Genomic DNA, 23464 nt, shown 5'->3' with positions numbered 1-23464 from the left:
CGGAAGGATGAGCGACAATGAGCTGGCGCAGCAGGCCCGGCGCGGGAGTACGGCCGCGCTTCATCGGGATGGGTGACATGGGCCCGCGAGGGGGTGCGTGATGGCGATGAGGCTCAAGCAGAAGATGATGGTGCTGCCGACGGTGGCGGCGGCGTTCCTGGTGGCCATCGTGGCGGTGACGGTGGTGTTGGGCGCGCGCACGCGGAATGCCTCGGAGCGCATTGGTGCCAGTCTGGCGCCGTCGGTGAGCCAGGCGCAGACGTCCCGCGCGGGGTTCGCCGCGCTACACCAGGACGTGGCCGACGCGGTGGCGTTGCACGCGGTGAAGCAGGAGACGCTGGACGCGCAGGTGCAGGAGCTCCAGAAGGGGCTCACTGCGCTGCGAGCGTTTCCGGACGTGGACGGCCCGAAGGTGGAGGCGTTGCAGGGGGCCTTCACGCGCTACTGGCAGGAGGCGTCGCAGGTGGTGGCGCTGGCGGCGCGCAATGACGCGGCCGCGGAGGCCGCGCTCGGGAAGCTGGAGCCCTCGTACCGGACGGTGCACGCCGACCTGGAGTCCGTGACGGCGCAGCAGGAGGCGTCACAGCGAGAGACCTTCATGGAGGTGTCGTCGCTGCACGGCATGACGCTGACGTGGGTGCTGGTGCTGGCGGTGACGTGCATCGTGGCGCTCGCGGTGGCCACGGTGTGGCTGCTGCGCGAGGTGACGACGCCCCTGGCGCGGCTGACGGCGACGGCGACGCGCATCGTGCGGGAAGGCGACCTGTCGCTGGCCATCGACACGAGCGCGCAGGACGAGGTGGGCGAGCTGGCGCGCAGCATCCAGACGTTGATGACGCGGCTGGGCTCGGTGCCCAACACGCTGCGCTCGGTGGTGACGGAGCTGACGGCGGCGGCGTCGCGGCTGAACGCGGCGAGCCACGAGCAGCTCAACTTCCTGACCAGCCAGTCGCGCAGCCTGACGGAGGCCAGCTCCACCATCGCGGAGATCGCCCAGACGTCCGGCATGGCGGCCAGCCGCGCGGAGATGGTGTTGAAGGTGGCGGCGCAGGCGGACGCGTACAGCGCCTCCGGACAGGTGTCCATCGAGCGGAGCGCGGAGGGGTTGCAGCAGATCCGCGCGCGGGTGGGTGCGCTGGTGGGGAGCATTGGCGTGCTGTCCGAGCAGGCGGTGCACGCGGGTGAAATCATCGGCAGCGTGAAGGACCTGGCGGACCAGTCGAACGTGCTCGCGTTGAACGCGGCCATCGAGGCGGCGCGGGCCGGCGAGGAAGGCCGGGGCTTCGCGGTGGTGGCCAAGGAGATGCGGGCGCTGAGCAGCCAGTCGCTGCAGAGCACGCAGCGCATCGGGAAGATCCTCCTGGAGATCAACCAGGCCATCCGCGAGACGGTGGGCATCGCGGAGGAGGACAGCCAGAAGATGGAGGAGGGCATCGAGCAGGTGCTCTCGTCCGCGACGACGCTGAAGGACATCACGCAGGTGGTGCAGGAGAGCAGCCAGGCGGCGCGGCAGATCGTCGCCTCGGTGACGCAGCAGAACGCGGGCATCACGCAGATGACGGAAGTGGTGACGCAGCTGTCGGAGATGATGAGTGACGTGGTGATGGCCACGAGCAACGCCGAACAGGCGGTGGGGCAGATCAACACGTCCCTGGGCAAGCTCCAGGAGCTGTCGACCACGTTCCGCGTCTAGCCGTCCGCGAAGGAATCCAGCAGGGCCCACGGGCCGCTCCGGAACACCGGGGCGGCCCGTCGTGCGTCAGACGCCCTTGAGGATGATCCGCTTGTCGCCGAAGACGGCGGAGACCTCGATTTCTCCGCCCATGGCCTCCACGGCGCGCCGGAGCGTGGAGAGCCGGTGATCGTCCCGGGCTTCGGTCTGGGAGAGCTGACCCTGGGAGATGCCCATCCGTTCGGCGAGCTGCGTCTGCGTCATCCCCGCGAACTCGCGCACCTCCCGCAGACTCATCTCCAGGAGTTCCTTCCGGACGCGCTCATCCTGTTCCTTGAGTTGCGCTGGCGTGAACTTCTCCCGGCGCATCCCCTTCCAGCTGTGGAGCTTCATGACTCCGTCTCCTCGCGCTCGTTTTTCGAATCGTCGTGAAGTCCGGCGGCCCTCTCCCAGAGGTATCGCAGCCAGATCTTCTCTGCCTGGGGGATCATTCTCTCGTAGAAGCGCTTGTCTCCGGTCTTGTCGCCCCCCAGAAGCAGGACTCCGTTGCGCGCAGGGTCGAAGGCGTAGAAGACCCGGATGGGATGCCCTCCGGACTGGATGCGGAACTCCCGGAGCGGCTGGGAAGTGCCCTTGAGCTGGCTGCTGTACGGGAACCCAAGTGCGCCCCCCTTCGCGGCCAGAAGCTCCACCCCGTGGTCCACGGACCGCGCCGTCTCTTCGTCGAGAGCAAGGAACCAGTCCCGGAACTCATCGGTTCCGAAGACTTCAATCCCATGAGACGGAATATCATTCCTGGATGATATTCCGTCAAGATGATGGGGGGATGTCTTGGTGCGCTTGGAATGGGCCAGGGGCGAGTGCTCCCGTCGAGAGAAGACGGGAGACGTTAGGCCCTACCTCTGACGTCACTCGCCCTGCATCAGGCCCGTGATGCTGCCGTCCGGATGGACCGTGACGCGTCGGGCGGCGGGCTCGCGCGGCAGGCCCGGCATGGTGAGCAGCTCTCCAGTCAGCGCCACCAGGAAGCCTGCTCCCGCGGACAGGCGCACCTCTCGCACCGTCAACGTGAAGCCTCGGGGCCGGCCTGTCTTCGCCGGGTCGTCCGACAGGGACAGGTGCGTCTTCGCCATGCACACCGGCAGCCCCGCGCCTCCCAGCGCTCGCGCTGTCTCCAGGTCCTTGCGCGCCCCTGGCGTGAAGGCCACGTCGTCCGCGCCGTACACCGTGCGCGCGATGGCGCGGATCTTCTCCTCCGGCGTCTGCTCCAGCTCGTAGAGGAAGCGCGGCTTTGGCGGCGCCGCGTCCGTCGCGTCCAGCATCGCCAGCACCGTGTCCGCCAGCTCCAGCGAACCCTCGCCGCCCTTGCCGAACCCGTCGCATACGGCGATGCCCACGCCCCTCGCCTTCGCGAACGCGCGCACTTCGTCCAGCTCGCCTTCCGTGTCCTGCGGGAACCGGTTCACGCACAACACCGCCGGCAGGCCGAACGCCGCCACCGACTCCAGGTGCTTCTCCAGGTGGTTGAAGCCCTTCAAGAGCGCCTCGCGGTCCGGCTCCGCCACCTGCGCCGCCGCCGCGCCGCCGTGGTGCTTCAGCGCCCGCAGCGTCACCACCAGCATCACGCCCCGAGGCCACACGCCCGCGCTCCGGCACTTGATGTCCAGGAACTTCTCCGCGCCCAGGTCGAAGCCGAAGCCCGCCTCCGTCACCACCTCGTCCGCGTACGCGAGCGCCAGCCGCGTGCCCACCACCGACGAACACCCGTGCGCGATGTTGCCGAACGGCCCCGCGTGCACGATGGCCGGCCCGCCCTCGCGCGTCTGGGCCAGGTTCGGCATCAGCGCGTCCTTGAGCAGCGCCACCATGGACGCCGCCGCGTTCACGTCGTTCGCGCGCACCGGCGAGCCGTCCGGCGCCTGACCCACCACGATGCGCCCCAGTCGCGCCTCCAGGTCCTTCAGGTTCTCCGCCAGCGCCAGGATGGCCATCACCTCGCTGGCGGCCGTGATGTCGAAGGACGTCTCGCGCGGCACGCCGTGCGCCTTGCCACCCAGCCCCACGATGACGTTGCGCAGGAACCGGTCGTTCATGTCCATCGCGCGGCGCCAGCGCACCCGCGTGCCCTCCAGCGCCACCGGGTGGCCGTAGTACACGGCGTTGTCCACCAGCGCGGACAGCAGGTTGTGCGCGCTGGTGATGGCGTGCAGGTCGCCGGTGAAGTGCAGGTTGATGTCCGCCGCCGGCTCCAGGCTCGCCTGCCCGCCGCCGGTGCCGCCGCCCTTCACACCGAAGACGGGCCCCAGGGACGGCTCACGCAGCGCCGCCACCGCCTTGCGGCCCCGCTTGCGCAGCCCCATGGCCAGCGCCACCGACATGGTCGTCTTGCCCTCGCCGGGGGGCGTGGGGTTGATGGCCGACACCAGGACCATGCGGCCCTGGCGCGAGCCGCGGCCCAGGGCGTCCAGCGACACCTTGGCGCGGTCGCGGCCCCAGGGGAGGACGTCTTCCGGCGCGAGACCCAGCTCGGCGCCGACTTCAGTGATGGGACGGAGCGTCATGGCGGGGGACTCTCCGTGCCCCGCCGGAGGAGGTCAACGCTCGCGACACGGAGGGCAGGCAGGCACGCATCGCAGGACGGTTCCCCGGGAGGCGGGCAGGGTGGGAGGATGCAGGCGCAGGGCGGAGCCCGGGGGCGCGATGGAATACGCGGCCGGGAGTTCCGTCAGGGAGAGCATCATGAACCGCATTCTCGGCATCGCATCGGTGGGGTTGGCTTCGCTGGCGCTCGGGGTGGCCCTGTGGGGGCCTGGGAAGTCGGAGGCCCCTGTCGTCCAGGAGGCGCCCCGCGTGCAGGACTCGACGGCGGACGTCCGGGCGCTCCAGAACCGGGTGAAGGCGCTGGAGGAGACGGTGCAGCTCCTGTCCCGGCGGATGATGGCCTTCGAGCAGGGCGGCGGAACGGCCTCGGCCGGCACGGGTGGTCCTCCTCCCGCGGGCCTGGAGGCGGAGGTCGCGAGGCTGCGCGAGGAGCTGCGCGGCGTGGTGGTGGGCGAGGCGCTGACCAACGACAGCGCGAAGCAGTCGCTGAAGGAGCTGATGCGCACGGTGCAGGACGAGCAGCGCACCGAGCAGCGCCAGCAGTGGCAGCAGCAGGTGGACCAGATGCGCGTGCAGGCGGAGACCGAGCGCTCCCAGCGCATGAAGGACTTCATCAGCAACGCGCGGCTCAACTACAGCCAGGAGCAGGCGCTGACGAAGGCGATGCAGGCCGAGGACGCGAAGCGCCAGGAGCTGTCGACGGCGATGGCGGGAGGCCGGCCGGGCCGTGACATGCGTCAGCAGATGCGCGACCTGCGCACGCAGACCGATGCGGAGATGCAGAAGGTGCTCAGCGCGGAGCAAATGACGCAGTACCAGCAGATGCGCCGCGACGACATGAACCCGCGCGGCGCTGGCGGCCCCCGTGGCGGGCCCATCGGCGGTGGCTGGGACACGCGCGCCGCCGGCGGGCAGTAGCGGTTCAGCCGCCGGACTCCATTTCGGTCCAGTCAGGACGCCGATGCACGAACGCCGCGAAGCTCCCTGGAGAGCTCCGCGGCGTTCTTGCGACCCGCGAACTTCGCGGCGCCTACTTCCCGCCGAAGATACCCTTGAGGCGCTTCTTCGCCTCTTCCTCGGCGCGCTGCTTGGCCTTCTCCTGCTCGAGGCGGGCCTGGTCTTCCAGCTTCTTCTTCTCCTCGTTGGCGCGCGCCTCCAGCTCCTGACGCTTCGCCTCTGCTTCGGCCTTCGCCTTGTCCTGGCCGCCCGTGATGATGTCCTCCACGGCCTTGCCCTTCTCACCCAGCAGACCGCCCAGCGCGGCGCCTCCGGCCATCTTCAGGATGGTCGTCGCCGCCGGCTTCACGTCCACGCCCGTCACCTCCGGGCTCCACGCCTTGCCTGAAATCTTCAGCCCCACCGGGATGGCCTCCGTCGGCGTCACCTTGCCCACCGTCAGCGTCTTGATGGTCGCGGGCGTCAGCGACACGCCGCCCGTCAGGTCCAGCGTGCCGTCCAGCCCGATGCCGCCGTCGAAGCTCATCGCCGCCTCCGGCCGCGTCCAGGTGATGGGCTTGCTCAGCTGCGCCACGCCGTTCTTGATGGTCACGCTGAAGGGCAGGTCCCCACCCAGCGACGTCACGTCGCCGCTCTTGAGCGCCTTCGCGAAGGGCAGCGCCTTGGCCAGCGGCCCCGTCACGGACGACACCAGGTCCTTGCCCAGGAACGTGCCCTCCAGCAGGTTGCCGTTGATGCCGCCCAGCAGCGTCTGCTGCAGCTTGTCCGGCGTGTAGCCCACGCCCTGCACGTCCACGTTGCCGTTGAACTTGCCCGTCAGCACCTGCTTCGGCGTGCGCGCCGCCAGCGCCTGCGCCACCTCCAGGCCCTGCACCTGCACCTTCGCGGTGAAGGGCCGGGCCTCCGGCGCGGGCCCCAGGCGGATGGTCGTCCCGTCCGCCACCACCTTGCCGCCGTAGATGCCCGTCGAGAACTTCTCCACCGTGATGAGGTCGTCCACCATCTTCACCACACCCGTCACGTTCGTCAGGTCCATCGCCGTGTAGCGCAGCGACGCGATGGCGAACTGGATGTCACCCCGGTAGCCGTTGAAGCGATTGGCCTCCCCAGGCGGCGGCTCCGGCGGGGGCTTGCCTCCCGTGCGAGACAGCACCTGCTCCTCGCTCATCAACAACTTCTCCGCATCCAGCTTCGCGGCCTTCACGTCCGCCTTGAACGTCGTCGTCGCCTTCTTGCCCGTACCCGCGAGCGCCACCGTGGCGGTGCCCGTCACCGTGTCCTCCAGCGCGCCCAGGCTCATGCTGGTGACGTTCACCGTCATCCCGCTGCCCGTCTTCGCCGGCGCGTACGTGCCCGCCGCCGCGACCTCCAGCCGCTGCCCCGGCGCCTTGTTCACCAGCAGGCCCGGCCGCATGTCCACGCCGTTCAGGTCCGCCTTCGCGTCGAAGCGCAGCGCGCCGCCGCTCGCCGCCGCGCCCGTCACCTTCGCGTTCAGCTTCATCGCGCCGCCAGCTTCCTTCGTCAGCTGATCCGGCACCCGCAGCCGCACCGGGGTCAGGTCCACCGCGATGTTGATGGCTTGCGCTTCCTGCGTGCCGCTGCCGCGCACGTCCAGGCCAATGGGGCCGGCGATCATCCCGTTGAGCTGCTTGCGCAGCGGCGGGTAGTACTCGGCGAGCACGGCGGGATCCAGGTTGCGGCCCACCAGCTCAAGGCCCTCCACCGCGGGCTTGTCCGTGAGCAGCCCCTTCACCTTGCCCTTGCCCGTGATGGCCGCGGGGCCCAGGTTCAGGTTCAGCTTGTCCAGCGCCAGGTCACCGGTGGCCATGTCGCCCGTCACGTCCGTGTCGAGCACCACGTCCAGCGCCTTGCCGCCCTCGGAGCCGGCGAACTTCATCCCCAGCGCCTTGATGACGCCCACGAGCTTCGTGGGGCCCTTGCCGCCGGGCACCGCGCCGCCCAGGTCCGCCTTCCAGTCCGCGTCCAGCGTGCCCGCCTGCAGCCCCACGTCCGGGGGCAGGAACGGCGCCAGCGGCGACAGGTCGATGTGCTCCGCCTTCAGCGTCACCTGCTCGGGCGTGGGGATGAGCGTCGCCGGCAGCGGCGCCGCGGCGAGCGTCATCTTCAAGTTCTGCTTGTCCGCGAGCACCGCCGCCGCCAGATCCACCTTCAGCGGCTGGCCCACGCGCAGGTCCTTCACCTCGATGTCCAGGTCCTTCACCGCCAGCTCGCGCGCCTGCGCGCCGCCCGCGCGGTCCACGAAGCGGATGGTGCCGTCGGTGAGCGCCGCGCGCTCCACGTGCACGCCCGACAGGTCCGTGGGCTGCGTCTCCTCCTCGGGCGTCTCCTCCTTCGGCTGCTGCGCGGCCAGCTTCTCCTGGAGGCGCTGCACGTTGGTGGTGCCGTCCGCCAGGCGGATGACGTTCACGGTGAGCCCGGACACCTCCGCGTCCTGCACGCGGATGTCCTTGCCCTTGGAGGTGAGCAGCGGCATCGCCGCCACGCTCACGGTCACGTCCTTCACCTCCGCGAGCGGCAGGTCCTCGCCCTCGGCGGCGCCCACGCTGACGTTCTGGATGTGAGCGCCCACGTAGGGAAAGAGCTTCGTGGAGACGTCGCCAATCTCGATGGGGCGCCCCAGCTTCTGCGAATACGTCGCGGCCTGGTCGCGCGCCGTCTTCAGCAGGATGGCGTCCAGGCGCCACAGCACCACCGCCACGATGGCGATCAGGAGGACGAGGATGCCTCCCAGCACATACGGCCAACGCTTCTTCTTCACAGCCGCCACGGTTCCTCCTCCGTCGGGAGAGCGGTCGAACGCTTAGCGCAGCGCCAAGAGCGCCGCACCTCCCATGCACACAGGGAGGTTGCCAGCGTGACGGTCAACAGCCGGAGGGAAAGTCACACTCCTGTCGACCCTTGCATCCAGGCACGGCAGCCCCACCCAGGAAGGGGCCTCCCATGCTTTGAGGACGCATAAGGTCCGGAGCTTTCAAGGAATCATGGGGTTCAACGGGCGGCGCCTACAGGTCGATGACCTCCGGCTCCATCCCGGATGGCGGCGGCGTGTCTCCCTGGCCTTCCAGCAGGAAGCCCCAGGGCGCGTACACGTTCCCGCCGGTGAAGGCGTCTACGTAGAGCACCACCGGCGTGTCCAGCCCGTCGTACGTGACCTCGAAGATGGACAGCTGGCCCTTCCCCTCGCCCTGGCCATCCACCTGGGTGAACTCGCAGCAGTCCCCCATGAGGCGCCACGCCACCGGCTGGCCCTGCGGCCCGCGCAGGAGCTTGAAGTACGCCATCACGCCCTTGTCGCCCCAGCCCACCCGCACCGGGTTCTCCGGCCGGGTGCCGTAGGTCAGCGGATCCGGCCGCTTCGGCATCAGGGGCGCGGTGCGGCGCATCACCTCTTCCATGGACGTGCCCGGGGAAGCGCACGCCGTCAGGAGCAGCAGCGCGGCGGGGATGCATCGGAACAGGGACATCGGGACCTCCAGCTCGGACTGGGAAACCCCCCAAGCTGGCGCCCGCCCCGGCTCCGGCGCATCCCCACCCCCCGCGTGGACCGTCCTCCGGGAAACGCACCCTCGAGCCCAGCGCACACGCGCAAGGTCCCGAGGGGAAGGACGGCCAGGCTGCGCCTCTTCAGCTCAGCGACTTCAGGTCCAGGCCCAGCTCGTGGCGGTAGCGCTCGAAGCACCGCGCGCCCGCGGTCAGTCGCAAGAGCGCCCCTTCCGCCAGGGGCCTCGCGCACGCGGGGTTCGCCTCCACCAGCGGACGCAGCACCTCCTTGTTCCAGGTCTCGGAGTGCTTCACGTCCAGCGTGGAGTGCAATGCGTAATAGCGCCGCACGCGCATGTCGAACCCCAGCCGCTTCAGGCCCTCGTTGACGCACGCGGTGCGGCCCGGCGCCGTCTCCTCCACGATGCCCAGCGCGCCCACCGCGTGGTACGTGTAGCGGCGGTTGAACGCGAACGCGCAGAGCAGGTTCGCCAGCGCGTGCGCTTCCCACACCGTGTCCTCGTCCGTGGGCTTCAACCCCAGCTTCTGGGCCATCTCCGCGAGCATCGGTCCGTGCATCGCGTCCTCGCGCCCGCGGCCCATCTCGTCCCAGTAGTTGCGCGCCAGCTCCAGCTTCGCCCGCGTGGGCAGCTGCAACTGCGTCAGCGCCACCAGGTCGTCGAAGCCCGCCTCGCCCGCGACCTCCTGCGTGAGGAACCAGTCCATCTGCTCACGCGTGGCCTGCGTGGCGAGCCACGGGAACAGCGGATCATGCTGTCCGGGACCGGACTCCTTCAGGTCCTCGAACCACGCGATGAATCCGTCCGCGTCCTCCGGCGCTTCCGCCGCCCAGGCCGCCACGCGCTGTCGCTCCGCCTCCACGTACTCGCCTTCGAGCAGGCGCAACTGCGTCTCCTCCTGCACGGCTGCCCGCCAGCCCTCGGTGGGAAACCCCGGTGCCAGTCGTGCGTGGTTGAAGCGCAAGAGGGTCCGGTGAAGCCGTTCGGACAGGCGTGCGTCCTCCGTCCCCGCTTCCCCAGCCACCTCGCCAAGCCCGCTCATGGTGCGCACCCTCTCTACACATACCGGAAGGCGGGAGTGCCTTCCGGTCACATGTATGGGGATGACCTTGCACACCGGCCACATCGCTCCCGCCACCTTCGCCGTCAGTCAGGTGCGTTGCGAGAAGGACCACGTTCGCTCCCGCGACTGCGCGTATCAGGTCGCATGGAACATCAACCCTCATATGAAGCCCGGGGCTGTCGCGTGGCGGCGTGCGTGCACGCAGCACCGCGAGTTCCTGCGTGCCCTGCGTGAAGCAGGCGCGGGCTTCTTCGAGCTGCCCTTCGTCCACGGCGCGTTCGACTCCGTATTCGCCAAGGACAACGCGGTGCTCGTCTCCCAGGAAGGCGAGCTGCGCGCCCTGCTGGCCACCATGCGCCATGGCCAGCGCCGCAGTGAACAACTCGCGCGCGCCCGGTGGCTGGCCGCGCGCGGCTTCGACGTCATCGAGCCGCCGCGCGTGCACATCGAAGGCGGCGACGTGGCCATGCTGCCCGCGGGCCGGGGGGCCCTGCTGGGCTGGGGCATGCGCTCCACGCAGCGCGCCGCGGGCGTGCTGGAGGCGTTCCTCGCCGCGCCCGTCACGCCGCTGGAGCTGTGCGACCCGTACCTCTACCACCTGGACACCGCGCTCGCCGTCCTGTCCGACGGCACCGCACTGGTGTGTCTGGAGGCCTTCACGCCGGAGTCGCTGCGCATGCTGGAGCGCACGGAGGGCATCCAGCAGGTGATTCCCATCGCGCGCGAGGACGCGCTCGCGTTCGGGCTCAATCTGGTGGAGGTGGGAAACACCGTCATCGTCGGCGCGCGCGTGCCTCGCGTGGAGGCGGTGCTGCGCGGCCTGGGGCGCCGGCCCATCAGCGTGAGGTTGGATCAGTTCCACCTGGCCGGTGGCAGCGCGGCGTGCCTGGTGGCGCGCGTGCACACCCTGCCGCCCCTGTCCGCCCGGCGCTTTCGCGAGGAGCAGGAGCAGGACGTGGCCCAGCCGCTCTCCGCGTGACGTGCGGTGGAAACGAAGAACCTCCCCGGGCGGCGAAGCGCGCGGGGAGGTCCGGGGTGAAGCGGGGAGGAAGACTCAGGACTGTTCGCTGGGGACTTCCGGTGCGCTCAGCCCTTCGGCCTGCTGGAAGCGGCGCGGGTGGCCGTCGCCGCGGGTGCCGCCGGAGAGCTTGTCCACCCAGGGGTACTTCTGCGCCTCTTCCGCCGTGTAGCCCAGGTTGAAGACGGTGGCGCTCTTGGGCTTGTCGGAGGCCTTCTCGTACAGCGTGCCGAACACGCGGTCCCAGAAGTAGTTCGTGATGCCGTAGTTGCCCTGCTCATTGTGGAAGTGGTGGGACATGTGCAGGCGCTTGATGTCCTTCAGCCACTTCTGCTGCGGGGCGTAGTTGAGGTGCTGGATGCAGTGGCAGAACTCGTAGAAGCACGTGGTCACCATGCCCCAGCCCAGCGCCGCCGCCGCGCCGGACCGGCCGCCAATGAGATAGCCGATGGGCGTGAGCACCAGCGCGATGGTGGGCAGCGTGGTGTGCAGCGCGCCGAAGAGCACGCGCAGGTCGTGCGGGTCCTGGTGGTGGTCGAAGTGGATGCGCTTCCACGTCACCGCCGTCGCCGCGGACTTGTAGAGAAAGCGCCCGTGCAGGATGTACCGGTGGATGAGGTACCAGCCGAACGGGTACGCCACCGTGGCCAGCAGCACCGCCGCGCCCATGCGCACCGGCGCGTCGAACCACTTCACCGACAGCACGATGCAGGTGATGCCGATGAGGATGTAGGCGACGACGGCGTAGTAGGTGAAGAACGAGTAGACTAGGTCGCGCAGCGACATCCGGTCCAGGTTGTGCTTCCGGTTCAGGAAAGAGACCGCCACGGGGATTCCCTCACTATCCGCTCCGCCGCGGGTCCCGGGCTGCCGGGGTGCGCGGGGCTCGAAGGCTTGCTCGCATCCCGGCCCTTGGGGTGATGCGGTGGTTCCTGAGCTATCAGTCAAGAGGCCCCTTGGCCCAGGAACGGTGTGGGCTCTCTTAGCGCCTTCCTGGAGGCGTTGAGAAGCTCCTCTATTGCCGCGCCCACACATTGTCCGGCTGCCCGCCCCACATCCGACCCGGGGTCGGACTTCCGTGCGGGAAGTCCACACCCCACCTTTCCGCCCACAGGCGCGAGCGATCGCGCGAGGGGGCAGACAGATGGCGCGCAAGGCACAGGGACAGCAGGGCAGTGGGACCCAGGCGGGGGAACGCCCCGCGCGGCGGAAGACGGCCACCCGGAAGACGGCGGGCGCGTCCCCCAGCGAGGGCCGACTGGAGCTGCGTCGGGACGTCGCGGAGTACCGCGCCGCCGCGGAGGCTCAGGCCGACATCGTGCGCGAGCGCATCAACGCCGCGCTGGAGGTCAGCCGCCGCACGCGCGAGGAGATTGAGCAGCGCATCGCCAGCGAGCTGCACACGCCCCGCGTCACCGCGAAGAAGGCCGCGGCTCCGGCGCGCAAGCGCACCCGCGCCTCCACGCGCGCGTCGGCGAAGTAGGGCGCGGCCCCACAGGCCCCCAGGTCCCGGGGCCGGTCTTCAGGAGCGGACCGCGGGAGCCCGCGCGGCCTGCGCCGCTCCCTCCGGGCCGGAGGACTCCAGGTCCAGGGCGGAGAGCTTGTCCGCCAGCGCCTGGACGCGGTCGCCGCTGCCGCCGCCATCCAGGGGGGACGCGGCCCGGGCGCCGATGAAGCACACGCGGGCCCGCTCCAGCAGGGCCACCTGTGCGTGCAGCTGCGCGAAGAGGCGCTCCTGCCGGCGTGACAGCGCATCCAGGTGGTTGAGCTCCTCACCCAGCGACGCGGCGGCGCGCTCCAACTGGCGGCGGGCCACGCCGTCCTGCGCGTCCTGGGCGCGCTTCTTCAACTCCTGCACCTGCGAGTCCACGCTCCCCTGGGACGCGGAGGTCAGCTGCGCCTCCAGCTCCGTGTGGGACTCGGCCAGGGTGAAGGCGTCCCGGGCCAGCTTTCCGAGCACGGCCTGGAGCTTCTCCAGCCCCGGGCCCCGGGCCAGCTTTCGCGCCTCGTCCTGGCACTGGCGGTAGAGCGTGAGCGCCCGGGCCACCAGGCCGCGCACCTCGCCGGAGAGCGTGGCCTCCAGGCGCATGCCCCGGGTGGCCACCGCGTCCAGGTCCATGGCCAGGTTCGCCGGCAGTGTGCCGATGCTCCAGAACAGCGCCACCACGGCGTAGTCCACCATCAGCGGGAAGTAGCCCCACGCAGGGAGGAAGCGCGCGTCGAGCACCTGGTGCACGTACAGCCCCAGCGCGGTGGTGACGGCCGCGGCCCCGGCGCACAGCGCGACCTGGAGCGGCGTGCCCACGCTGTCGCGCCCGTTGCCCCGCCACGCCAGCAGCCCCGCGGCGATGGCGCCCGCCACCGCGTGTGTCCAGGGCGACCCGAGCCCCAGCACATAGGGCAGGGCGGGCAGCAGCACCATCCCCGCGCGCACCAGCAGGTTCTCCGCCGCCTTCGGCTTCACCGCGGTGATGGCCGCCGCCATCAGCGCGAAGTAGCCCGGCTCCACCGGCACGCGCAGCACCTGCCGCGCCACGCCGGCCACCAGCGCCATGGCCCCGGCGCCCACGAGCGCGTACAGGCAGCGCGACTCGAAGTCCTCTCGCCGGATGAGTTGGATGGAGAGCGACATGGCGCACCGGGTTCCGGACGGCGGGGGGACTAGTAGCTGTTGTTCTGCCCGAAGTTCTTCATCGTCTTCTTCTTGAGGTTGAGGGCCTCCTGCCGGACCTCGGAATCACTCTGGGCACTGCCATAGGCTGCCTGGGTCTTGTCCAGGTCCGCAAGCTCCCCCGCGAGCGCGGACGCCGAAGCGCCGAACAGTTTACGCGCGTTGGTCAGGAAGCTGAGCGCGCTCTCGCGGTTGCCGCTCTGCATCTGCTCCGCGGCCGCCTGGAGCTGCTGGGTACCCAACGCGCGGATGGCATGGACGCGCACGTCGCGGTCCAGGTTCGCGTGCACCACCTGGGCGTCGTTCGTCACCTTCGCGGCCAGCGCCAGCGTCACCCACGACGGCTGGCCCGCCGCCACGTCCACGTACGACAACGAGGCATCCAGCACCTTCATGTTGGTCTCGTTCGCGGGCGCGTCCAGCGTCAGCTTCACCACCACGCGCGCGGACTGGCTGCTCGTCATGTCGTAGAGGGGGATGCGCACGGTGTCGCCGTCGCGCGTGGACGGCAGGCCCATCACCTCCACGCCGCTCACGCCGGGCGGCAGGGTCAGGTTCAGGGTCACGGCGCGGGCGACGGTGCCGGCGGCCTGCTCCAGTTCGCGGGTGAAGATGCTGGCCAGCTGCGAGGAGTCGCTGATGAAGCCGGAGAAGCCGCCGCCGCGCTCGGCCATGCCGCGCATCAGCGTGTCGTTGAAGCCCTGGCCCACGCCCAGCGCGCTCACGGTGATGCCCATCTCGCGCAGCTTGCCCACCTCGGAGAAGAGGCCTTGGTTGGACGTCACGCCCTCGGTGGGCTCGCCGTCGCTCAGCAGGATGGCGCGCGTCACCCGGAAGTCGCTGGAGAACGGGTGCACCGCGTTTCCGCCCGCCACCAGCCCGCCGCTCATGTTCGTGCCGCCGTTCACCCGGATGGCTTCAATGGTGGCCAGCAGCTCGCGGCGCGTCTGGTCGTTGATCAGCACGCTGGGCTCCACGGTCACGTCGGAGCCGTAGTGCGCCAGCGCCAGCCGGTCCCCCGTCTTGAGCTGCCGCACCAGCTCCTGGGCTGCGCGCTTCGCGTCCGCCAGCTTGGCTCCATCCATGGAGCCGGAGCGGTCCACCACCAGCGCCAGGTTCACCGGCACGCGCTCATGCTTCTGCGGCGCGCGTGCCTTCAGCTCGAACACGGCGAAGGCCTCGCCCGGGCCCGTCTTCACGTACGCGCCGGACAGCTTGCCGGTGAGCTCCACCGGGCCGGACGCCGGCTGGCCCAGGATGACGGGCAGCACCCCGTTGATGGGCGCCTCACCCGGCTGGGCCACGGTGTGGGTCTGGTCCACGGTGCTCGTGGCCACGGGGGCCGTCGCGACCCGGTGCAGGTGTCCGTTGGGGAGCCGCTGTTCGACGACCGGCGGGTGCGACGAGGTCTTCGCGAAGAACGAGCGCGCGTCGAGCGCCAGCGCGCCCACGAACAGCAGGCCAGCGAGAGTCAGCAACAGTTTGGTGCGGTTCATGCGCGGCGGACCTTCCCCCAAGGGGTGCGAGCGGACGAGCACACGCTCGCAGACCCGTCACGCGGGCGCATCGGTCAGCGGGAGGACCCTCCTCCCGATGACCGATGGGGGGCCCGGACCGCCGGACTCCGGTGTCAGGCGGCGTCCGGCGGACCGTGCCGCACCAGCTCCTCCACGGCGCCGCGCACGCGCGCCTCGTCGAAGGGCTTCTCCAGGAGCGGGTTGGGGATGTGCTCCAGGAAGTCGCGCGCGCCCGCGGTGAAAGCGCCGCCGGACACGAAGATGAAGCGGCGCTCCAGGCCCGGGTGTGCGCGCCGCACGGCCTCGTACACGTCGCGGCCGGCCAGGTCCGGCATCATCACGTCGCACAGCACCGCGTCGAAGCCCGGCGCCTGCGACATGCGCTCCAGCGCCTGGCGGCCACTCGTGGCCACCTCCACGTCATGGCCGCGCAACAGCCGCTGCAGCACGCGGCCCACCGCGGGCTCGTCGTCCACCACCAGCACGCGGCCCCGAGGCACCACGGGCGCGGCGGGCAGCGGGGCCTCCGGCGGACGGACGACCGGGTCGGGCTGGGGCGCGGGCAGCACCACGCGGAACGTGCTGCCCTTGCCCACGGTGCTGTCCACCTGGATGTCGCCGCCCAGCCCCGTGATGATGCCGTGGCAGATGGACAGCCCCAGGCCGGTGCCCACGCCCACGGGCTTGGTGGTGAAGAACGGATCGAAGATGCGCCCCATCACCTCCGGCGCGATGCCGCTGCCCGTGTCGCGCACCTCCACCACCACCTGCCCGCCGGACACACGCGTGACGAGCAGCACCTCGTGGTCGTGCGCGGAGCCCTCCGGAATCGCCTGCGCCGCGTTCACCACCAGGTTGAGGAACACCTGGCAGAGGCGGCCCTCGTTGCCCATCACCTGCGGCACGGTGCCGTAGTCCCGGCGCAGCCGCGCGCGGTGCCGGATTTCATTGGCGGCCATCATCACCACCGAGTCCAGCACCGCGTGCACGTCCACCGGCGTCATGCGCTCTTCATCCGGCCGCGAGAACGTCTTCAGCTGGCGGACAATCTGGCGCACGCGCTCGGCGCCCTCGCACGCCTCGCCCAGCACCTCCTGCCACTCCGCCACGTCCGGCGGGCGCACTCCGCGGGGGCCGGGGGACAGGTGGTGGCGGAACTCGTCCGACAGGAAGCCCAGGTTGGAGACCACGAAGGCCAGCGGGTTGTTGATTTCGTGCGCGATGCCCGCCGCGAGCGTGCCCACCGACGCCAGCCGGTCCGCCAGCGTCAGCCGCGCCTGCAACTGGCGCTGCTCCGTCACGTCTCGCGCGATGGATACGACCGCGGGCTGTCCGTCGAAGCGCAGAGGCAGTGACGCCAGCTCCACCACGCGCGTGCGCCCGTCGCGCAGCACCAGGCGCCGCTCGCTGGTGAGCGGCGTGCTGTCTCCGGAGGTCACGCCCGTGCCCGGCACGTCCGCCAGGAACTCCGACAGCCGGCGGCCCACCAGCTCCTCCGCGCGCGCGAAACCCAGCGTGGTGACGAGCACCGCGTTGGCGTAGACGATGTGGCCGTCGCGCTCGATGGCCGCGGGGTCGGGGAAGCCTTCCATCAGCGCGCGCAGGCTGGCCTCGGAGCGCTTCAGCGCCTCCTCCACCTGCCGCCGCTCCGTGATGTCGCGCGCCAGGCCCTCCACCGCCACCACGTTGCCCGCGGGGTCCGTCACCGGCGCCACCACGTGCTCCAGCCACAGCAGGCTGCCGTCGGGGCGCAGGAAGCGCAGCTCCACCGTGGAGCCATCCACGGACTGGGGCGACTCCAACAGCCGCTCCAGCACGGCCCGGTCATCCGGGTGCACCTGCCGGTACCACAGCTCCGGATCCGCGTAGTGCGCCTCCGGCCCCAGGCCCAGCTTCGCGTGCGCCACGCGGCTGACGTACGCGAAGCCGCGCGGTGCTTCCCGCCGGTAGAGGTACAGCACGTCCGACGCGTTCTCCGCGAGCTGACGGAAGCGGTGCTCGTGCTCGCGCAGCGCCCGTTCGGACGCGCGCCGCTCCAGCGACACGGAGATGGCGCCGCTGGCCGCGGACAACAGGTCCACCTCCAGCCGGTCCCACTCGCGCGCCTCGTAGCAGTTGTCGAAGCCCACGAACCCCACCAGCCGCCCCTGCACGCGCAAGGGCAGCACCAGCAGCGTGAGGATGCCCTGCGGCTCCAGGAGCTCCCGCTCGATGGTGGGGAAGGTGGCCACGCGTCCGGTGACGACCTCGCCGCGCTCCAGCAGGTTCGCCCAGCGCCCCAGGATGGGCCGCATTGGAAGGTCCTGGAGCATCGGGTTGTCGAGCTCCGGCGTCACGCCGGGCGCGCACCACTCGGCGCGCTGGGTGCACAGGAGCGCCCCCTTCGCGTCGGTATACGTCTCGAAGACGTAGACGCGGCTGGCGCCGGAGGCCTGCCCCAATGGAGCGAGCGCGGGGCTATACAGGTCGCCCCCTTCCGGCACCGACAGCAGGCGCTGCTGCATGTCCACCAGGGCGGTGAGGTAGCGCTCGCGCCGGGCGAGCGCGTCGCTCGTGCGCTTGCGCTCCGTGATGTCGTTGAGCGTGCCGGCCATGCCCACCAGCGCGCCGTCCTCGTCGAGCGTCACCCGCGCGAAGACGTCCACCCAGCGGAAGCCGCCGTCGCGCGTGAGGTAGCGCACCTCGTGCTGCACGTAGTCGCGCTCGCGCGTGAGCAGCGTCTGGCACACGTCCAGGACTCGCGCCCGGTCGTCCGGGTGCACGAAGTCCAGCGCGGAGCGGCCCAGGCTCTCCTCCACGGGAAAGCCTGTCACCTCGGTCCACGCGGGATTGAGGAAGACCCACGTGCGCGCGGTGTCCGTCTGGAACACGACCTCCTGAAGCGTGTCGATGACCTGACGGAAGCGGCGCTCGGTGGGGGTGGTGCCGTCAGGCCGGGTGAACGGCATCTGCATGCAGGGGACTCGCGGTGAAAGAACTTGGCCGTGCGGGCGGAACATCCCGGATCACGGACGTGGACAGTCGAACGATTGAGGATCGCCGGCATGCAGGCAAGGGGGCCCGCGGGAAGAGCGTGAGGGTGGGAAGCATTCCCTGTCCTTGAGGATGGAGTGGGCTGCGGGTCCTGTCTTCCTTTCTTCCCGGGAGGCGGAGATGACACCATGATGCATGCGGAAAGCCTTGGCATGTCCGGCATCACCTCTTCAGCCTCGGAGGCCCGCGTGACGGATGGGGATGGCCTGTCCCTGTCAACGCGCGTCATGGACGCGGAAGGCGTTGTGCTCGTTGAGTCCACGGGCCGTGTGACTGTTTTCAACTCACAAGCCGCGGCGCACTTCGGCATCCCGGTCCCTCTTCACATCGAGCACGCTCGCCTGCCTGGGTGTGAATGGGTGCGGGACGACGGCACACCGCTGCCGCCGCGGGACTCGCCGCTGGCGCGAGCACTGGCGGGCGAGCCGGTGGACGCGTCCCTGTGGCGCGTGCTCCGTCCGGATGGGACACGCGCCGTGCTGCGCTGCACCGCGGTGCCGGTGCGGGCTGGGGATGGGCCGGTGGCCGCGGCGCTCCTACGCACGCATGCCGTGGAGGCGGCGGTGCCCGCGTCCGTGCTGGATGCGTCGCGTCTGCTGGCGGAGGCCGGGGCGCTGCTGGGCACGTCGGTGGACGCGGAGGCGCAGCTGGAGCCGCTGCTCAAGCTGCTGGTGCCCGCGCTGGGGGAGGGGGCCCTGCTCATCCTCCGGACGACGGGCGCCGTGGGTGATGAAGTCCTGCGCGTGGCGGCGTCCCTGCACGCGGACGCGGGAAGGCACGCGCTCCTGCGCGACCTGCTCACGCGCTATCCGCCGGGCCCCTCCGTGCCGGGCGGGCTGCCCCAGGTGTTCGCGTCCGGGGCGGTGGGGCGGCTGCCCATCCTGTCCGAGGAGCACGTGGTGGCCATCGCGCGGGACGCGGAGCACGCGCGGCTCTTGCGCGAGGTGGGGCCGCACGGCTGCCTGAGCGTGCCGCTGGGTGCGCGCGGCAACGTGCTGGGCGCGCTGTTGGTGCTGCGCTCCAACGTGCTGCGGTCCTTTGGCGCGGAGGAGGAGCACTTCCTCACGGAGCTGGCCCACCGCACCGCGCTCTACCTGGAGAACGCGCGGCTGTACCGCGAGGCGCGCGAAGCGGTGCGCCAGCGCGACGAGTTCCTGGGCATCGCGAGCCACGAGCTGAAGACGCCGCTCACGCCGCTGAGCCTCAAGGTGCAGCTCTTGCAGAAGCAGGTGGTGGTGCTGGCGCGCGAGGGCAAGGACGTGCCCACCGACCGCGTCGCGGACGCGCTGGACGTGGTGCAGCGCCAGGTGCGCCGGCTGTCGGGCCTGGTGGACAACCTGCTGGACGTGTCGCGCATCACCGCGGGCCGGCTGCGGCTGGAGCTGGAGGAGCTGGACCTGGCGAGCGTGGCCGCCGAAATCCTCTACCGCTTCTCCGCCGCGGCGGCGCAGGCCGGCACGGAGCTGGGCCTGGAGGCGCCGGTGCCGGTGGTGGGCCGGTGGGACCGGCTGCGGCTGGAGCAGGTGGTGACGAACCTGGTGTCCAACGCGCTCAAGTACGGCGCGGGCCGCCCCGTCATCGTGAGCGTGGAGGCGCAAGGCTCGCTGGCGCGGCTCACCGTGAAGGACCACGGCATCGGCATCGCGCCGGACGACCTGGCGCGCATCTTCGAGCGCTTCGAGCGCGCGGTGAGCGACCGGCACTACGGCGGCCTGGGCCTGGGGCTCTACATCACGCGTCAGATTGTCGAAGCGTTCGGAGGCACGGTGCGCGCCGTGAGCACGCCGGGGGAGGGCGCCACGTTCCTCCTGGAGCTGCCCCGGGGCGACATCCCCGAGGAGTGGCTCGTCGCGCACGCGGCGCCGGGGCCCACCCAAGGCGGGTAGGCGCCCAAGCAGGCCCGCGTCGCTTTCAGCTCAGGCGACCTCCAGCACCGTCCACTCACGCACCTCGCCCGCGAGCGTCACCTCCACGGTGTCGCCGGCCTTCTTGCCCAGGAGCGCGCGGCCCACGGGGGAGCTGGGCGTGATGACGGAGAGGAAGCCGTCGCCGCCGGGGCCGGTGAGCTCGGTGCCCGCGCCGGCGGGGAGCACGAAGAAGGTGCGCTCGGCGAAGCCGTCCTCGTCCTCGGTGCTGCAGTCCACCAGGGCGCCCAGGCCCACGGGGCCCTGACGCGGGAAGCGGGGCAGCTCCTTCTGGCTGAAGGCGGTGAGGGCCTGTAGCTCTTCCTGGAGGCGGCGGGCGCGCTGGGCCTGGCCGGTGGCGAGGCTGCCGTACTCGATGGCGGCGCGGCCGTCCTCCTTCTTCTCGGACTCCGTGGCGAGGCTGCGGGCGGCCTCGCGGGCATCGGCCTCCGCGCGGTGGGCCAGCCGGTCGCTCTGCTGGAGCCGCTCGGACAGTTGGTGGAGCAGGGTGAGCTTGTCGAGTCGCATGGGTATCGTTACAGGACTGTAGCGCCCGGTGCGGCGGCCTCCAGTTTTCAGCCCGGCGGGGCCCCGGGCTTTGGTTGAATGGGGCGCATGACGCCTCAGGAACGCTCGCAGAAGGCCCACGAACTCGTCGCCCAGGGCGCGGTGCTGCTGGATGTGCGCACCCCGGAGGAGTTCCAGCAGGGACACCCGGACGCCGCCCGCAACATCCCCGTGCAGGTGCTGGCCCAGCGCCTCTCCGAGGTCGGCCCGGTGGGCACGCCCGTGGTGGTGTACTGCGCGGCGGGAGGCCGCAGCGCGGTGGCCGCGGAGCTGTTGCGCAAGGGCGGCTTCCCGGACGTGTTCGACCTGGGCTCCGTGAAGAACTGGTAGGCGCGCCCGGGCGCCATGCGGACCCGCACCGCCGGCTTCCTCCTCGTCGCCCTGTCCGGCGCCTCCTTTGGTGCGCTGGGCCTGTTCGCGCGCCTGGCCTACGCGGCGGGCACGGACATGCCCACGCTGCTCTTCCTGCGCTTCACGCTGGCGGGCCTGGTGCTCGCGGGCGTGATGGTCGCGAAGGGCGGAAGGTGGCCCCGGGGCCGCGTCCTGGGCGGACTGGTGCTGCTGGGCGCGGTGGGCTACTTCACGGAAGGCAGCGCCTACTTCATCGCGCTCCAGCACGCGTCCGCCGGGCTGGTGGCGTTGCTGCTCTACCTCTTCCCCGCGCTGGTGGCCCTCATCCAGGTGGCCCTGGGACGCGAGCACCTGAGCCGCTCCCGCTGGCTGGCGGTGGGGCTGGCCCTGTGTGGCACGGCGCTCACGGTGGATCCCGGCCCGGACGCGAAGCCGCTGGGCATTGGCCTGGGCGTGCTGTCGGCGGTCATCTACGCGCTCTACGTCCTGTCCAGCGCGCGAGTGGTGGGGCCGGCTGGGCCGCTCGCGGCGAGCACCGTCGTCCCGCTGTCCGCGGGGCTCGCCTTCGGGACGCTGATGCTGGTGAAGGGCCCGTCCTTCCCCCAGACGCCGGGGGGCTGGGCCGCGGTGGCGGGGCTGACGTTGCTGTCCACGGTGGTGGCCATGCTCACGTTCTTCGCGGGCCTCAAGCGCATTGGCCCGGTGAACACGTCGCTCTTGTCCACGCTGGAGCCGGTGATGGCGGTGGTGTTGGGCGCCATCTTCCTGGGCGAGCGCCTGTCCTTGCGGCAGGGACTGGGCGGCCTGCTCATCCTGGTGGCGGTGGTGGTGCTGGCCCGAGGCGACCCCGGCCGGCGCCCGGCGGAACCCGGGGCGGCCGGAGCCTGAAGCGCGCGAGCGGCTACAGGCGCTCGAGGAAATGGTGCACGTCGTTCACGAAGCGCTGGGGGCGCTCGGCGTGCGGCGCGTGGCCGGTCTCCGGGTAGAGCAGGTACTTGGAGCCGCGGATGGCGCGGGCCAGGGCGCGCTGCTCGTCCACGGAGAAGAAGCCGTCATGGTCCCCGCCGATGATCAGCGTGGGCACGCGGATGCGGCCCAGGCGCGAGGAGTGGTCCTCCGCGATGAGCCCGTCCAGCGCGTCCTGCCACACGCGCGCGGGCAGCTTGGAGCTCTCCGAGACGAGCGTGTTCAGATAGGACTCCGGCACGGGCGCATGGAAGGTGCTGGCCTGGAACTCGTGGATGAAGGCGGGATCCACGGGGTCGGTCAGCGTGTCGACGACCTCCTTGAGGCCCAGGGCCACTTCATTGCCGGCCACGGTGGGCGCGGAGCCCACGAGCACCAGCCCCTTCACGCGGCTGGGGAAGTCCAGCGCCACCTGCTGCGCGATGAAGCTGCCCATGGAGTGGCCCACGAGCACGGCGCGCGACACGCGCTTCGCATCCAGGAACGCCACCACGTCCTTCGCGAACGCCTGCTGCGTGTAGCAACACGCCGGGCGGGACGAATCCCCATGTCCGCGCTGGTCCAGCGCGTAGATGTGGAAGTCGCGCGAGAAGCGCTGAAGGTCCAGGTCCCAGGTGTGGTGCGAGTCCGTATAGCCGTGCAGCAGGACGACGACGGGCCCGTCCTGGCGGCCCTGCTCGACGTAGCGGAGCGTGACACCGGTGGACAGCCGTACGGAGCCCTCCCGCGGGTTCGCACCACCTCCGCGGTCGGAGGACTCCAGCGAAGCCGGAGCACTCACGAGGTCGGGTGCGGCATCCGACGCGACATCGGGTCCACAGCCGGCGAACAGCAACACTGCGAGGAGGGGGCGAAGGGCGCGCAACATGCGTCAGGGCCTCACGGGATGGGACGCGGCGGGTAGGTCCGCCGCGAGGATGCACGCCATCCTAAAGTGACCTCTGACATCCCTTGTGCAAATCTATCCTGCCAGGTCGGGAGTGACCTGCCAGGGCGGGTCTTGCGAGCCCCCTCCTGAAGGGAGGCTCAGGGCCGCCGCGCGAAGATGAGCTCGCCCACGCCGCCCAGGCGCTGCTCGCGCTTGAGGATGCGGAAGCCCGCGGTCTCCACCAGTCGGAAGGTGTCGCGGTTGAGGCGGCAGCCGCCGGTCAGCTTGCGCCACGCGGGCGTCAGCAGGTCCTGCGCGGTGGCCACGGCCGGGTTCGGGGCCCGCACGTGCTCCAGCAGGCGCAGCTCGCCGCCCGGCTTGAGCACCCGCATCACCTCCGAGAGCGCCGTGGCCGGCGCGTCCACGCAGCAGAACACCAGGCTGGACACCACCGCGTCGAACGAGCCGTCCGTGAACGGCAGCGACTGCGCGTCCGCCTGGAGCAGCGCCACGCCGCTGCGCCGCGCCCGTGCGCGCACCAGCGCTCCCAGGTCCACGTCCACCGCGGTCACCGACGTCACCGTGTCCGGGTAGCCCGGCAGCGCCAGACCCGTGCCCGCGCCCACCTCCAGCACCTTGCCGGACAGACCTGCCACCAGCTGCCGCCGGGCGGCGTTCAGCCCCACCCAGCCCAGCGGCGCCATCAACGCGTCGTACGCCAGTGCCTTCACGCGGTACCCCCCCTGAAGCGAAAC

At 70.9% G+C, this 23464-nt stretch carries 20 protein-coding genes; 7 read left to right on the top strand and 13 right to left on the bottom strand.

The window, feature by feature from the left end; all coding sequences use genetic code 11:
• Positions 1-100 precede the first annotated feature (100 nt).
• On the top strand, positions 101-1693 hold the full coding sequence (locus tag D7X30_RS24835; protein ID WP_120565433.1) for a methyl-accepting chemotaxis protein: 1593 nt from the start codon (positions 101-103) through the stop codon (positions 1691-1693).
• Between the two features lie 66 nt (positions 1694-1759).
• Here D7X30_RS24835 and D7X30_RS24830 read toward each other — a convergent pair whose 3' ends face one another.
• The 3 genes from D7X30_RS24830 to D7X30_RS24820 form a co-directional block, all read right to left on the bottom strand.
• Positions 1760-2065, bottom strand: a complete 306-nt coding sequence (locus D7X30_RS24830; RefSeq protein WP_233591760.1) for a helix-turn-helix domain-containing protein — start codon at positions 2063-2065, stop codon at positions 1760-1762.
• A complete protein-coding gene (locus tag D7X30_RS24825) occupies positions 2062-2445 on the bottom strand; it encodes a type II toxin-antitoxin system RelE/ParE family toxin (protein ID WP_199724544.1) in 384 nt (127 codons plus the stop codon). Before D7X30_RS24825 ends, D7X30_RS24830 begins: the two co-directional genes overlap by 4 nt.
• Positions 2446-2580: 135 nt before the next feature.
• The gene (locus D7X30_RS24820; protein ID WP_120565431.1) at positions 2581-4233 is read right to left on the bottom strand and encodes a formate--tetrahydrofolate ligase; all 1653 of its coding nucleotides are present in this window, start codon (positions 4231-4233) and stop codon (positions 2581-2583) included.
• Between the two features lie 178 nt (positions 4234-4411).
• Here D7X30_RS24820 and D7X30_RS24815 point away from each other — a divergent pair, with 178 nt between their 5' ends.
• Positions 4412-5191, top strand: a complete 780-nt coding sequence (locus D7X30_RS24815; protein ID WP_121717063.1) for a hypothetical protein — start codon at positions 4412-4414, stop codon at positions 5189-5191.
• Between the two features lie 112 nt (positions 5192-5303).
• On the opposite strand, the gene D7X30_RS24810 is transcribed toward D7X30_RS24815, so the two are convergent.
• From D7X30_RS24810 to D7X30_RS24800, 3 genes are all read right to left on the bottom strand, one after another.
• Entirely contained in the window at positions 5304-8018 is a 2715-nt protein-coding gene (locus tag D7X30_RS24810; protein WP_120565429.1) for an AsmA family protein, read from the bottom strand.
• Positions 8019-8253: 235 nt separating this feature from the next.
• A complete protein-coding gene (locus tag D7X30_RS24805) occupies positions 8254-8715 on the bottom strand; it encodes a fibril protein (RefSeq protein ID WP_120565428.1) in 462 nt (153 codons plus the stop codon).
• A gap of 160 nt (positions 8716-8875) precedes the next feature.
• On the bottom strand, positions 8876-9793 hold the full coding sequence (locus tag D7X30_RS24800) for an iron-containing redox enzyme family protein (RefSeq protein ID WP_120565513.1): 918 nt from the start codon (positions 9791-9793) through the stop codon (positions 8876-8878).
• A gap of 61 nt (positions 9794-9854) precedes the next feature.
• Between D7X30_RS24800 and D7X30_RS24795 the strand changes: the two genes are divergently transcribed.
• On the top strand, positions 9855-10793 hold the full coding sequence (locus D7X30_RS24795; RefSeq protein WP_120565427.1) for a dimethylarginine dimethylaminohydrolase family protein: 939 nt from the start codon (positions 9855-9857) through the stop codon (positions 10791-10793).
• A gap of 75 nt (positions 10794-10868) precedes the next feature.
• Here D7X30_RS24795 and D7X30_RS24790 read toward each other — a convergent pair whose 3' ends face one another.
• The gene (locus D7X30_RS24790) at positions 10869-11618 is read right to left on the bottom strand and encodes a sterol desaturase family protein (protein WP_120565512.1); all 750 of its coding nucleotides are present in this window, start codon (positions 11616-11618) and stop codon (positions 10869-10871) included.
• A gap of 358 nt (positions 11619-11976) precedes the next feature.
• On the opposite strand from D7X30_RS24790, the gene D7X30_RS24785 reads away from it, so the two are divergent.
• Positions 11977-12315: a hypothetical protein gene (locus D7X30_RS24785; protein ID WP_233591758.1), complete on the top strand. Its 339-nt coding sequence runs from the start codon at positions 11977-11979 to the stop codon at positions 12313-12315.
• A gap of 39 nt (positions 12316-12354) precedes the next feature.
• Here the strand turns inward: D7X30_RS24785 and D7X30_RS24780 are convergent, their stop codons facing one another.
• From D7X30_RS24780 to D7X30_RS24770, 3 genes are all read right to left on the bottom strand, one after another.
• The gene (locus tag D7X30_RS24780) at positions 12355-13464 is read right to left on the bottom strand and encodes a hypothetical protein (RefSeq protein ID WP_120565426.1); all 1110 of its coding nucleotides are present in this window, start codon (positions 13462-13464) and stop codon (positions 12355-12357) included.
• A gap of 29 nt (positions 13465-13493) precedes the next feature.
• A complete protein-coding gene (locus D7X30_RS24775) occupies positions 13494-14999 on the bottom strand; it encodes a VWA domain-containing protein (RefSeq protein WP_120565425.1) in 1506 nt (501 codons plus the stop codon).
• 134 nt (positions 15000-15133) lie between these two features.
• On the bottom strand, positions 15134-17974 hold the full coding sequence (locus tag D7X30_RS24770; RefSeq protein WP_120565424.1) for a PAS domain S-box protein: 2841 nt from the start codon (positions 17972-17974) through the stop codon (positions 15134-15136).
• Between the two features lie 231 nt (positions 17975-18205).
• On the opposite strand from D7X30_RS24770, the gene D7X30_RS43650 reads away from it, so the two are divergent.
• Positions 18206-19939: a HAMP domain-containing sensor histidine kinase gene (locus tag D7X30_RS43650; protein WP_304984715.1), complete on the top strand. Its 1734-nt coding sequence runs from the start codon at positions 18206-18208 to the stop codon at positions 19937-19939.
• 30 nt (positions 19940-19969) lie between these two features.
• Here D7X30_RS43650 and D7X30_RS24760 read toward each other — a convergent pair whose 3' ends face one another.
• Positions 19970-20485 (bottom strand): GreA/GreB family elongation factor, encoded by a 516-nt coding sequence (locus D7X30_RS24760; RefSeq protein WP_120526938.1) that lies wholly within the window; start codon positions 20483-20485, stop codon positions 19970-19972.
• 87 nt (positions 20486-20572) lie between these two features.
• On the opposite strand from D7X30_RS24760, the gene D7X30_RS24755 reads away from it, so the two are divergent.
• Both D7X30_RS24755 and D7X30_RS24750 read left to right on the top strand, forming a co-directional pair.
• Positions 20573-20854, top strand: coding sequence for a rhodanese-like domain-containing protein (locus tag D7X30_RS24755; RefSeq protein WP_014400616.1), 282 nt, complete (start codon positions 20573-20575; stop codon positions 20852-20854).
• A gap of 15 nt (positions 20855-20869) precedes the next feature.
• Positions 20870-21763 (top strand): DMT family transporter, encoded by an 894-nt coding sequence (locus tag D7X30_RS24750; protein WP_120565422.1) that lies wholly within the window; start codon positions 20870-20872, stop codon positions 21761-21763.
• A 13-nt stretch (positions 21764-21776) separates the two neighbouring features.
• Here the strand turns inward: D7X30_RS24750 and D7X30_RS24745 are convergent, their stop codons facing one another.
• On the bottom strand, positions 21777-22709 hold the full coding sequence (locus tag D7X30_RS24745) for an alpha/beta fold hydrolase (RefSeq protein WP_120565421.1): 933 nt from the start codon (positions 22707-22709) through the stop codon (positions 21777-21779).
• Positions 22710-22867: 158 nt separating this feature from the next.
• Positions 22868-23440: a class I SAM-dependent methyltransferase gene (locus tag D7X30_RS24740; protein ID WP_120565420.1), complete on the bottom strand. Its 573-nt coding sequence runs from the start codon at positions 23438-23440 to the stop codon at positions 22868-22870.
• Positions 23441-23464: the final 24 nt, after the last annotated feature.

The sequence above is a fragment of the Corallococcus sp. AB011P genome, from assembly GCF_003611605.1.
Lineage (GTDB): Bacteria > Myxococcota > Myxococcia > Myxococcales > Myxococcaceae > Corallococcus > Corallococcus coralloides.
The sequence above is the reverse complement of the archived record's forward strand: the minus strand, read 5'-3'. Positions and strand labels throughout refer to the sequence as shown.

Bases quoted from the DNA above. Each gene is read 5' to 3' on its own strand.
- D7X30_RS24815 (WP_121717063.1), top strand. From the start codon at position 4,412: ATGAACCGCATTCTCGGCATCGCATCGGTGGGGTTGGCTTCGCTGGCG.
- D7X30_RS24835 (WP_120565433.1), top strand. From the start codon at position 101: ATGGCGATGAGGCTCAAGCAGAAGATGATGGTGCTGCCGACGGTGGCG.
- D7X30_RS24805 (WP_120565428.1), bottom strand. From the start codon at position 8,715: ATGTCCCTGTTCCGATGCATCCCCGCCGCGCTGCTGCTCCTGACGGCG.
- D7X30_RS24750 (WP_120565422.1), top strand. From the start codon at position 20,870: ATGCGGACCCGCACCGCCGGCTTCCTCCTCGTCGCCCTGTCCGGCGCC.
- D7X30_RS24830 (WP_233591760.1), bottom strand. From the start codon at position 2,065: ATGAAGCTCCACAGCTGGAAGGGGATGCGCCGGGAGAAGTTCACGCCA.
- D7X30_RS24820 (WP_120565431.1), bottom strand. From the start codon at position 4,233: ATGACGCTCCGTCCCATCACTGAAGTCGGCGCCGAGCTGGGTCTCGCG.
- D7X30_RS24795 (WP_120565427.1), top strand. From the start codon at position 9,855: ATGACCTTGCACACCGGCCACATCGCTCCCGCCACCTTCGCCGTCAGT.
- D7X30_RS24775 (WP_120565425.1), bottom strand. From the start codon at position 14,999: ATGAACCGCACCAAACTGTTGCTGACTCTCGCTGGCCTGCTGTTCGTG.
- D7X30_RS24780 (WP_120565426.1), bottom strand. From the start codon at position 13,464: ATGTCGCTCTCCATCCAACTCATCCGGCGAGAGGACTTCGAGTCGCGC.
- D7X30_RS24785 (WP_233591758.1), top strand. From the start codon at position 11,977: ATGGCGCGCAAGGCACAGGGACAGCAGGGCAGTGGGACCCAGGCGGGG.
- D7X30_RS24790 (WP_120565512.1), bottom strand. From the start codon at position 11,618: ATGTCGCTGCGCGACCTAGTCTACTCGTTCTTCACCTACTACGCCGTC.
- D7X30_RS24770 (WP_120565424.1), bottom strand. From the start codon at position 17,974: ATGCAGATGCCGTTCACCCGGCCTGACGGCACCACCCCCACCGAGCGC.
- D7X30_RS43650 (WP_304984715.1), top strand. From the start codon at position 18,206: ATGTCCGGCATCACCTCTTCAGCCTCGGAGGCCCGCGTGACGGATGGG.
- D7X30_RS24745 (WP_120565421.1), bottom strand. From the start codon at position 22,709: ATGTTGCGCGCCCTTCGCCCCCTCCTCGCAGTGTTGCTGTTCGCCGGC.
- D7X30_RS24800 (WP_120565513.1), bottom strand. From the start codon at position 9,793: ATGAGCGGGCTTGGCGAGGTGGCTGGGGAAGCGGGGACGGAGGACGCA.
- D7X30_RS24755 (WP_014400616.1), top strand. From the start codon at position 20,573: ATGACGCCTCAGGAACGCTCGCAGAAGGCCCACGAACTCGTCGCCCAG.
- D7X30_RS24760 (WP_120526938.1), bottom strand. From the start codon at position 20,485: ATGCGACTCGACAAGCTCACCCTGCTCCACCAACTGTCCGAGCGGCTC.